Origin of the sequence: Odoribacter laneus YIT 12061, assembly GCF_000243215.1 — a bacterium.
GTDB classification, from domain to species: Bacteria; Bacteroidota; Bacteroidia; order Bacteroidales; family Marinifilaceae; genus Culturomica; species Culturomica lanea.
In genome coordinates, this window is record NZ_JH594596.1 from 767398 (window position 1) to 779278 (window position 11881).

At 48.2% G+C, this 11881-nt stretch carries 5 protein-coding genes; 2 read left to right on the plus strand and 3 right to left on the minus strand.

What is annotated here, in order from left to right:
* Positions 1-296 precede the first annotated feature (296 nt).
* Genes cas2 through cas9 form a run of 3 tightly spaced genes read right to left on the minus strand, consistent with a single transcriptional unit; the run spans position 297 to position 6021 of the window.
* On the minus strand, positions 297-635 hold the full coding sequence (gene cas2 / locus HMPREF9449_RS03300) for a CRISPR-associated endonuclease Cas2 (RefSeq protein ID WP_009135812.1): 339 nt from the start codon (positions 633-635) through the stop codon (positions 297-299).
* Between the two features lie 11 nt (positions 636-646).
* On the minus strand, positions 647-1531 hold the full coding sequence (gene cas1 / locus HMPREF9449_RS03305) for a type II CRISPR-associated endonuclease Cas1 (protein ID WP_009135813.1): 885 nt from the start codon (positions 1529-1531) through the stop codon (positions 647-649).
* Positions 1525-6021, minus strand: a complete 4497-nt coding sequence (cas9, locus tag HMPREF9449_RS03310; protein WP_009135814.1) for a type II CRISPR RNA-guided endonuclease Cas9 — start codon at positions 6019-6021, stop codon at positions 1525-1527. Before cas9 ends, cas1 begins: the two co-directional genes overlap by 7 nt.
* Positions 6022-6367: 346 nt before the next feature.
* Between cas9 and HMPREF9449_RS03315 the strand changes: the two genes are divergently transcribed.
* Together HMPREF9449_RS03315 and HMPREF9449_RS03320 are read left to right on the plus strand one after the other, a co-directional pair.
* Positions 6368-10783, plus strand: coding sequence for a CusA/CzcA family heavy metal efflux RND transporter (locus HMPREF9449_RS03315; protein WP_009135815.1), 4416 nt, complete (start codon positions 6368-6370; stop codon positions 10781-10783).
* A gap of 122 nt (positions 10784-10905) precedes the next feature.
* Positions 10906-11811, plus strand: a complete 906-nt coding sequence (locus HMPREF9449_RS03320) for an efflux RND transporter periplasmic adaptor subunit (RefSeq protein WP_009135816.1) — start codon at positions 10906-10908, stop codon at positions 11809-11811.
* Positions 11812-11881: the final 70 nt, after the last annotated feature.

Genomic DNA, 11881 nt, shown 5'->3' on the forward strand with positions numbered 1-11881 from the left:
GGTATATCTTATCAAGTATTTACATCAAATCACAGCAACCTCAGTCATCAGGTTAAAATGACGATGGTATATCTTATCAAGTATTTACATCAAATCACAGCTATTGCCAAATGACACCGGCCTCGTAAGAGGGTATATCTTATCAAGTATTTACATCAAATCACAGCCAAGGCCTGTCAAAGCATTAAAGTTCAAGATTTTTCATGAAATCCAAGCAAGAAAAAATGCAGACTTTTGCTTCCTGGGAGCTGATTTGATGTCATTTTCTGATTTCAACATTTCAAAGAACAAATGTATTAAAAAAGTTCCAATTGTTTAGGGGTTTCGCCTAAAGGATTGGATTTGCAGCCCCAATAATTGAGAATTTCTCCGTATTGCTTATCGGTGACGGTCAAAATGCTGACCTGGCCTTTTTCCGGGATGTTATTCCGTATGCGTGAAATGTGTACTTCTGCACTTTCTTTGCTGGCACAATGGCGGATATACACGGAAAACTGCATCATGGAAAAACCATCTTTTTCCAGAAATTTCCGAAAATGAGTGGCGGTATGACGTTCCGGTTTCGTCATAACGGGCAGATCGAAGAAGACAAAAAGCCACATAATTCGGTATGCATTTAGCCGGTTTTCCGACATATTGTTATTTTTTATTTAAATTCCGGATAAACCATTTTCTTTTGCTCCCCACTGAAACATCGTGCCAGAGAAGCTGTGGTTTGCGAAAGTCCGACCATCAAAGGGCGGGTTGTATTTTCAAAATAGGTGTCATTGGCCAGAATCTTTAGTATTTCTGCTTTTACTGCGGTGGTCAGTTCTTTTTCACCTTTTTGAAACAGCCCGGACACTACTTCATCGGCGTAAGGCCTGTAAGGTTCCATGAGGTCGTCCGCCAGGCAAAAAGCGTTGTAACGGTTGTGGTGAAAAAGCCCCAGGGTGGGTAATAAACCAGAACCTGTAATGGCTCGTGCAACTGCAGCCCGTAGGACGATGTAAGCATAGTTTAACAGATTATTGGGGCACTCTCCGTACCGGTCGCGTATAAAACTGGTGCCGAACATTTCCGTCCAGTATACCCGGGCAGCGGCCCCTTCCCGGTTGTCGGTATCCCCGCTTTTTACGTTACAATAAAATGGTTTTAATATATTCCCGTTTTTGCCTGACTTATCCAGTAAGGCAGCCTGATTGCGTATTTTGGCCTCAACGGTTTGTTTCCACAGGTTCTTTTTCAGGGGTTCGGAGGCGTTGATCTGGAAGCGGAACATTTCACTTTGTAAATGGTGGCCATCCAGGTTGAGCAGCATGGAGTTGGGCATGTGGCTGGCATCGCAGAAGATCACAGCTACATTGTTGGACATGAATTCCTGTAATAAAGGCAGGCTGACACTGATTTGCTGGTTTTCGATCACTACAAAACCAATATCCTCGATCGGTGCTTTATGCAATTCCCCCGTCTCTTTTATTTCAATCACTAATTGTTTGTCTTTAACCGAAAGACGGCTGGGTTTCCCGAAAAACAGAGTTCTTTTCAGCATAACGGTCCGTTTAAAAAGGTGATACGTCCGATTTCGTCTATCTGTACTTTGACTGGATTGGCTCGTTTCCAGGCTTCTAAACTTTGAATCCGGAATTCTTCCCGTTCGTTGTTCAGGGTGGAGGCTAAATGGTGCCGGAAAGTGTAGTACATACCGGACAGTTTTTGGACACGATATAAATGCTTGCTCAAGGTTGAAAGATCATTTCTGTATACTTCCGGTTCTTCCTCTTTCAAGCCTATGAGGAAAGTATCATTTATTTGCAGTATACTGACTATATTCCGGCCTTCACGGGGAAGCTGATAAATGGGCTGTCCCTGGTTTTGCCGTTCGATGACCGACCAGAAGGAGACAATTTCTTCCTTCAGGTTCCCGTCTGCATCCTGATAGATCATAACGTGATGATTGTTACGGGGATTCACATATTGGTTGATGTTGTCTTTCAACCGTTCTGCATTACCTAACTCTTCTTTCATCCGGATTTTCTTGATGGGTACGGGTTCTCCATGTTTGTTCGGAAGGAAGATCCGGTAAACCCCTTCTTTGAAGAAAGCATTCGAAGGAATATTGAATTCCTGCGTTATATCGATATGGTAATTTTCCTGCAGGTGTTTTAAGAGCATTTGCCGGATCGTAATATCGACTACTTTACCGATGTGTTTGCTGGTTTTCAGTTCACGGATGTCTTTCCGGATGTGGTAGGATTTTTCCGTAGCGCCGGGGGCGGTTCGTTGTCCGTAAACGGTTTCTTTGTGCAATTGTCCCCGGACGGCATTTCCGCAACTATGTATTTTCTTCCCGTCTTTATAGAGGGTTTTACTGATTTTGCAGAGGGTTTTAGGATTTTGTTTATACGACACCAAAAGAGGGACGACGCTTTGTCGGACGTCTTGGGCAAAACCCGGCCAGGGGGAGGGGAAATGTTCTGTGGAATCGAGGCCTCTTTTTTTGTTTTCCCGCCGGGCATTGTAGGTGCTCAAGCGTTGGAATAAACTCTGGGAAGATAAGGCGATTACAATGGCGTCTATGGCATGATGGCGCTGATCTTCCCGGTTTTTCTTCGGGTCGAAACGGACTTCCCCGGTATGTTCGTCCACCCAGATGTTTCCTTCGATGAGGTTTTCGCCTTTACTCGTTTTTGGGGCTGACAGCTCTATCGGAATAAGGGTGGGATCACAGGATTCAACGGTGAAGATACCGTAATATTTTCCTTTGGGTAAGGAAGCCGGCAGTTCATAGTGCAGGTCATCATCGGCATGGAATATCCCTTTGTCGTCTACGTCTCCGGTGAGGATGATTTGTCCCCCGCCGACCCCGGGAGGAGCATTTTTGATGGGTGTAAATGCGGGTTGTGCTGTGTCGGTATCCAGGGTACACCAGAAATTACCATCGGCACCGCTGGCCGGGCACTGGTAGTTGTGGCAGCGGAATATCCCTTCACGAACGCGTCCGAACAGCTGTACCTGCTGGGAGGTTAATTTGCTGTTATTGACGGATTCCCCTTCTTTGAAGGTTTGGCTGATCACCGGAAGACTGATCCAGTAGCTGCCGTCGGGTAAGCCGGTTTTCAGTTTTTGTTTCAGCTGGTTGCAGACGAAAACTCCTTTTTCGATCCGTCCTTTCAGTACAATTTGTCCGTCCGCAGAAATAGGTTTGGGAGCAAAGAGGGGTGACCAGGTGACGGAGGAAGACAGTTTTATCCGGCGCCAGTACTTCCCGTCACTGACATCGGTTTGAAATTCCTGCATACCTTTGCATCTAAATACTTTACGTTCTACCTCGCCTGTCAGTAATAGTTCCCCTTTTTCAGTTCGTGGTGTTTCCCCTTGTTTGGGAAATAAACGGATGACTTCGTTCTGTTCGTTTGTGATGACATAGTATTCCCTGTGGTTTTCGGTGGCGGAAACAGGCAAAGGGAAAGTGATGTCCGGAGCGGATTGCAGAATATTGTTCAATCCCCAGAGATGCCGGAGTTCTGCGGTCAGTTGTCCGGGAAAAGCCTTGACATCACTACAGATGGCAGATAAATATTCTACAGCTTTTTTGCTAATATAGCGGGTGTCATTCAATTGCCTGGAAATAAATTCATTAGATTCCTGTGGTTTCCGTCTGATGAAGCGTTGTGCTTTGGCATAGGGTAAGAGTCGGAAAGCCCGGTCTTCAATTTCTTCCCAGCTGCTGGCTCCCCATTTTTCAGGAGACGGATCTTTCTGATAGAAATCGTAGGGGGTGAGCTCGCCTTTCTCCCGGTTAAAGGTGGCGTCGCAAAGGGTTTTATTGGCAAGGCTGTCGTCCAACGAAATACTGTAAGGGATGATATGTTCGATCTGGACCGAATTGTCACTTCCCAACGTATGGGAGATGTTGAGCGTCTTCCCGGTATAGGGGCAACAAACCGTACCTCCTTTTTCTTCTATCTCTTTGTATAGTAAATATTTTTGAATGTTATCCCGGTAGGCCTTTAGTCCGTATTCTGCTAACTTTACCTTTGCTGCCTCATTTTTCTTTTCGTTTTCGCGGATTTGCCGGCTTTGCTTTTCCCGTTCCGTTTTGGAGCTCCGGAGTTCCCGGCCCATCTCTACGTGGATATGGTCGAATTTGAACGAGGGACCGTATTTTTCCCGGCAGGTTGCCAATAGTTTGTTTACCGTTCGTCTTAATTCATTCAAACCCTGCTGGACAATGGGATTGCGCAGGTTTCCCGTTTCAGGTAAACGCTCTTTTTGTGCTTGCGTCGTGATCGCCTGACTGTGGTGGTAGAGCTTTTGAAATGCCCGGTCGTTTTTTGCGAAGCCGAAACGGTTGTGGACCAGGTAGTCTTTGATTTTCCGGATAACTTCCCCTTCAGCATTTTTTTCTTTCAGGATACGGCATACCGCTTTTTCTATTTCCGGTTCGTATTCTTTGAAATATTCGAAGCGTTTCCCGAAACTATTGCGGATGCCGCCGAGGAGGACAGCGGTACTGTAAGCGTATCCTTTTTTCAGATAAGGATTAATGCGGCGGATTGCTTTCAGGGAAACATTTCCGTAGCTCTCACTCAGCCTTATTTTCTTTATTTTTTCGAGGTCGTTGGTTTGCAGTGCATAATCTTTTTGCAATTTTTCAAAAAGCAATGTATTGTCGTCGTAAAAATAGAAGCAGTGCCAGATCTCTTCCCGTTTTTCTTCCCAGACAGGGTGGGGAAATAACTTCCGGAGCTGGCTGATGGTCGTACAAGCCGGAACTTTGGTGGTGTCGTCGAAATTGAATTTTTCAAATAGTTTCAGGTGTTTGGGGATTTTTTCAAAGTTGAAATCCTTGCTTTCGGTGCACATCAGTTCGAATACGGCTTCGCGTTGTATGGCAGTCAGGTGCTCGTTTTTCCCGTAAATAATATTATTGATAAATTGATAGGCCCGGAACTCTTCGAATTCGGGATGGGAGAGGGGGGCAGGGGTTGGTCCGGCAATGATCCATTTTTGGTGGACCGGATCGTAGAAATTCCTTCCTTCAAAGACACATTTGGAGAGCAAGGATTTCTGGGAGCGAAGCGGGCGTTGCCAGAACAGAACGCTTTCGTTGGATTTGAATTTTAGCTGTTCTTCCTCTATTTCAATTTTTCCTCCCAATACTTCTTTCAAAGGCAATTGGAAGGTAACCGTGATCCGCGTATCTTCGATAAGGACATGGCCTCGCCCGTATTTGGCCTGTAAATGTGTAATCAGTTTGCTATTCCGGACGTTTGTAGCAGAGCCTTCCAGGAAAATATTCTTTTTCCGGGTGGCTTGTTCGTGGGCAAGGCCTAGATGTCCGGCTTGTCTTTGCCAGATGATTTCAAATTCCCGGATATACATATCCCGTAAGGTATAACGGGCCCTGACCCTTTCAGTACGGAACCGGTATTTTTCACCGTTTTTGGGAGCGATGTCATACAGATAAGCTCCCAAGGTCTGTTTTTGTAAATTTTTCCGGGTCTCATCGATACCTACCATCCGGTCTTTTCCAGTGAATATTTTTCCCTCTTCTTTTCCTTTGCGGCTGCTCAGAAAACCTCTTCTTTGGATCATCTGATAAAGTATACGTCCTAGTTCCGGGCGGGTAACATCTTCTGTTACGGCTTGCTTGCGCAGTTCGTAAGGATTTTGTTTTAACCATTCCCGGAATGCGGGGGTGTCCGGAAATTGCCGGACAGTCGATTTCTGCTGTTTGTCCCAGTTTTTCCACCGGCGGACGTCTTCCGGCTTTAGGGGACACATATCGTAGGCAATGAGGAGTTCCAGGAGTTTGGCCTTCCGTAATTTTTTCCGGAAATATTGGCGGCGCATTTGTCTTTTGGCCCTTCGGGTGGCATTCCGGGATTCTTCTTTTTCCCCTAGTCCGATGGTATCTTTGTTGATCCCTTCCGGAAATATGCGGACACCGGAGTATAGGATTTGATGTTCTTCCTGATCGACTAATGCCAGACCGATACTATTGGTACCTAAATCAATGCCTAAAGTGGTTTCCATAAGTTGGTAGTTTACTATACGTAAATTAATTCCGTTAAAATTCTGTAAAATATTTTGATTTTGCAAACGGTTGTGTAAATTTGTTTCGTTGATTAAACAAATCAATTTTTACATCTTATCACAGCAAGGCTATATGCCGAAGGATGTAATCCTATACTCCCGCTTCGGTGGGAGTTTTTTATTTTAATCTTGGGGCCGGGGCAATTGTGTGCACATTTGCCCCGGTGTTTTCTTTAACTTTACTTTTTGTCATTTCAAGGGTAAAAATTTCCGGTTGAATGGATTCCTGGGGGGTGTTTTTTCGTATAATGATACATTTGTTACAGAAATTATAAAAGGATTAACGATGTTTCATGCTATTGTACACTTTTCGATTAAGAACAAGTTGTTTGTGGGACTGACGACTTTGTTCCTGCTCATTGGGGGAATTTATGCGATGCTGACTTTGCCGGTGGATGCCGTGCCTGATATTACGAATAATCAGGTGCAGATTGTGACGGTTTCGCCGACACTGGCACCGCAGGAGGTGGAGCAATTGATTACTTCGCCAATAGAGATTGCCATGAGCAATATAATGAATGTGGAGGAGATCCGTTCCGTGTCGCGTTTCGGGTTGTCACTGGTCACGGTGGTGTTTAATGAGAAAGTGCCGACCCTGGATGCGCGGCAACTGATCAACGAGCAGATTCAGGCGGTGGCCGGGGAGATCCCGCCGGAACTGGGAACGCCCGAGCTGATGCCGATTACAACGGGGCTGGGGGAGATCTATCAGTATATCCTGCGGGTGGCTCCGGGGTATGAGCGGAAATACGATGCGATGGAGCTGCGCACGATCCAGGATTGGATTGTGAAACGGCAGCTTTCGGGTATTCCGGGGATTGTGGAGATCAACAGTTTCGGCGGTTATCTGAAGCAATATGAGGTGGCGGTGGACCCGGCTGCTTTGTATTCTCTGAATATCACCATCAGCGAGGTGTATGATGCCTTGACGAATAATAACCAGAATACCGGGGGCAGCTACATCGAGAAGGTGAATCATGCTTATTATATCCGTTCGGAAGGGATGATCGGCACGCTCAGGGATATTGAGAATATCGTGGTGGTGAACCGGAACGGGATACCTATCCACGTAAATGATGTGGCCGAGGTACGTTTCGGGGCACCCAAGCGTTTCGGGGCAATGACGATGGACGGGAAGGGGGAATGTGTCGGCGGGATTGCGATGATGCTGAAAGGGGCAAATGCGAATGTGGTGACGAAGGAGCTGGAGCAACGGGTGGAGAAATTGCAGAAGATATTGCCCGAAGGGGTTTCCATAGAGCCTTACCTGAACCGTTCGGCCCTGGTGAACCGGAATATTTCGACGGTGATCTCCAACCTGATCGACGGGGCGGTGATTGTGTTCCTGGTGCTGATCTTTTTCCTGGGGAATCTGCGGGGTGGGTTGATTGTGGCTTCGGTGATCCCGCTGGCGATGCTGTTTGCGTTTATCCTGATGCGGGTGTTCGGGGTGTCGGCCAACCTGATGAGTTTGGGGGCGGTGGACTTCGGTATTGTGGTCGACGGTTCTATTGTGATTCTGGAAGGCATATTGGCCCATATATACAGCCGGCAGTTCCGGGGACGCCATTTGACTCAGGCAGAAATGGATGCCGAAGTAGCCCGGGGAGCTGGGAGTGTGGTGCGCTCGGCGACTTTTGCGGTGCTGATTATCCTGATCGTATTTTTCCCGATACTGACCCTGACGGGTATTGAAGGGAAATACTTTACACCGATGGCCAAGACGCTGGTGTTCTGTATCGTCGGGGCTTTATTCCTGTCACTGACCTATGTGCCGATGATGGCTTCGCTGTTCCTGAAAAAGGAAATCCGGGCGAGCCGCACCTGGGGAGACCGTTTTTTTGAGGGACTGAACAAGGTGTACCACCGGGCTTTGTGTTTTTGTCTGCGTTTTAAATGGAGTACCGTTGCCGTGGCTTTCTCGGCTTTGGTGGGTAGCCTGTTTTTGTTCACCCGTTTGGGGGCAGAGTTTATCCCGACGATGGACGAGGGCGATTTTGCGATGCAGATGACGCTCCCGGCAGGCAGTTCGCTGAGCAATAGCATAGAGCTTTCGGGGCAGGCGCAGGAGATCCTGATGAAGCAGTTTCCGGAGATCCGGCATGTGGTGGCGAAGATCGGGACGGCGGAAGTGCCTACGGACCCGATGGCGGTGGAGGATGCCGATGTGATGATTATCATGAAGCCGTTTGACGAATGGACGAGTGCGGGAAGCCGTGCCGAAATGGTCGAAAAGATGAAACAGGCGCTGGAACCTCTGGAAAAGATGGCGGAGTTTAATTTCAGCCAGCCTATACAATTGCGGTTCAATGAGTTGATGACGGGGGCTAAGGCGGATATTGCCGTGAAACTTTATGGTGAAGATGTGGACGAATTGTATGCCCAGGCGAAAAAGGCGGCTGCGTATGTGGAGAAAATTCCGGGGGCATCGGATGTGATTGTGGAGCAGACGATGGGATTGCCGCAGTTGGTGGTGAAATACGACCGGGATAAGCTGGCCCGCTACGGCATTAACATCAGCGAGCTGAATACGGTGATCCGTACGGCCTATGCCGGGGAGATTGCCGGGGTGGTGTTTGAAAACGAACGGCGGTTCGACCTGGTGGTCCGCCTGGATAAGGATAAAGTGGCCGATTTCAATATAGATAAGTTGTTTGTACACACTTCCGAAGGGATGCAGTTGCCGCTGAGTGAGGTGGCTGCCATAGAATTGGTGAACGGGCCTTTGCAGATTAACCGCGATGCCACCAAGCGGCGCATTGTGATCGGGGTGAATGTGCGGGATGCGGATATACAGCAGGTGGTGGCACAGATCCAGGAGACGCTGGACCGGAATATACGGTTGAAACCCGGCTATTATTTTGAATACGGCGGACAGTTTGAGAACCTGCAGAATGCAATCAGTACGTTGCTGATTGTGATCCCTGTGGCATTGTCGCTGATCTTGCTGCTGTTGTTTTTTGCTTTCCGGAGCATCACGTATACGCTAGTGGTGTTTAGTACGGTTCCCCTGTCGTTGATCGGTGGCATACTGGCCTTGTGGGTGCGCGGCCTGCCGTTTAGCATTTCGGCCGGAGTCGGGTTTATCGCGCTGTTCGGTGTTGCGGTGCTTAACGGTATCCTGATGATCAACCGTTTTACGGAATGCCGCAAGGAAGGGCGTTACCAAAAGTCCACGCGGGTGGTGATTCAGGAGAGCACGCCTCATTTGCTGCGTCCGGTGTTCCTGACCGGATTAGTGGCTTCGCTGGGATTTGTGCCGATGGCTATTGCCACTTCGGCCGGAGCAGAGGTACAGCGCCCGTTGGCAACGGTGGTGATCGGCGGATTGATTGTCTCCACGATACTCACGCTGATTATTATTCCTATATTTTATCAGATTGTCAATTCGGCTGTTTTGTTGAAAAGGGGGCATTTCAGGCGCTTTTTCGGAATTGGCGCGGTGGTGTTGCTGCTGGTGTTGCCGGGAGTTGTACAGGCCCAGGAGGATGGTGGAGTGAACCGGGAAGTTTTGCAGGTAGCGGAAGAGAAGGCGAATGGTGGGGTTTTCCCGGAAGGTGTGCAGCAGACGGAGACAGGCGTACAACGGTTGACGTTAGAACAGGTGGTGGCGTTGGCGGTGAAAAACAGTCCCCGTTTGCAGATTGCCGAATCGCAGATTGAGATGAGCCGGGCGGGTCGCGGGGAAGTGGCGGAATTGCCTGCTACGGAATTCAGTTATTCGTGGGGACAGCTGAACGGAGAAGGCCGGGACGATTATCAGATAGAGGTGGCCCAAAGCCTGGGGTCGTTGCTGACTCCTTTTTATAAGAATGCTTTGGTGAAGCGGCAGGTGGAAACCGGGCGGAATTATGCCGTATTGGTGGAAAAAGAGGTGCGGGCCGAGGCGAAACGGGCATGGAGTTATTATGTATATGCGATGCATACGCTGGCTTTGTACCGGGAACAGTTGGAACTGGCGGATCGTTTGCAGCATGCCGGGGAGTTGCGTTACGAGCAGGGGGAGATTACCCTGTTGGAGAAAAGTATGACTTCGACGCTGGCAGCGGATATGCGGACCCGTTTGTTTCAGGCACAGGAGGAGTTGAGGGTAGCGGCCCGTCGTTTACAATGGGCCTGTTATTCGGATTCCCCCATAGAGCCTGCGCAACCGGAATTATCGATGCTTGCAGTAGATTCATTGCCGGCAGTTGGGGGTGAAGCTTACCGGAATTATTTTAGTAGCCTCACCGATGAAAAAATTGCTATGCTGAAAGTAGAGCGCAGCCGTTTTTTCCCGGAACTGTCGTTTGGCTATGTGCGCCAGGATATACGGCCACTCAGGGGATTGAATTCGTGGATGGTCGGAGCTTCTTTCCCCTTGTATTTTGTCCCTCAGCGCAGTAAGATCCGGCAGGCGCGCATTGCTGCCAATATCAGCCGGATCGAGACGGACCGCAGTATCCGTGAACTGGACCATAAGGTCGGGGAACTGCGGATTCAGTTGAACAAGTACGGCGAGAGTATTCGCTATTACCGTATGTCTGCCTTGAAAGAAGCGGAGGAGTTGATGAAAGCGGCCGACCTGATGTTCCGCGAAAGTGAAACTGATATCACGGAGTATATCCAGAGCCTGAATGCTGTCCGGGAGATTAAACGCGGGTATATCGAGGCGGTGTATCAGTATAATGTGGCAGCCTTGGAGTATGAACTTTATAGATAATTCCGTTGACTTATTGAATAGTTTTGAATAAAATAAGCTGTATTTCGGCAATTCAAATTATCACATTCTTGAAATATATAACTAATTTTGATGTAGAACTCAATGTTTGAAACAATCTAACCATGAAAAAAATATTTATCCCCCTGATCGTATTAGCTGTTGCAGGATGCAAGGATGCTAAAAATAATTCCGTTGCTGAGGCGGTGACTTCGGCAGATACGGTTGTTGTGGTTGAGCAAATAGAAGAAACAGAAGAGGCGGATGCGTATAGTTCTGCCACTTCTAAACCCAATGAGGTGCTGTTCAACGGGACGCTGGTGGTGCCGCCGGAGTATCAGGCTACCGTGACGATGGTCATGGGCGGAACGGTGAAGAGCAGTAAATTGCTTTCCGGTATGGCGGTGAAAAAAGGACAATTGTTGGTGACGCTTGAAAACCCTGATTTTATTGATTTGCAGCAGAATTATCTGGATAGTCATGCACAATTGGAATATCTGGAAGCCGAGTACAACCGCCAGCTGGCATTATCCAAAGAACAGGCAGCATCACAGAAAAAATTGCAGCAGGCTAAGGCGGAATACCTGTCAATGAAAAGTCGGGAGCAGGCCACTGCGGCGCAATTACAGTTACTGGGGGTCCAGCCGTCTGTTTTACTGACGGGAGGCATACGGCCTTACCTGGAGGTACTTTCCCCGATTGACGGGTATGTGGGTAATGTGCGGATCAATGCCGGGAAGCACATTGCTGCCGGGGAAGCCCTTTGCGACGTGATCAACAAGGATCGCACGATGCTGCGTTTGGTGGCTTATGAGAAAGATTTGTCGAATATCCACAACGGGGATACTGTCGAATTTACGGTAAACGGGATCGGAGCGCAAGTGTTCCGTGCTACCTTGGTTTCTGTCGGGCAGCAGGTGGACGAAGCCAGTCGTTCACTGGAAATCTATGCCCGGGTGGACGCTCAGGAAGAGCTTTTCCGGCCCGGAATGTATGTGACGGCCCGGATCCTGCATCAGGAAAAGAAATAAATCGTATTTTTGTAAGTCTCCCGACTTATTTGATAATTTCGTAATTCCTTGATTCCGGTTTATCAGTCCG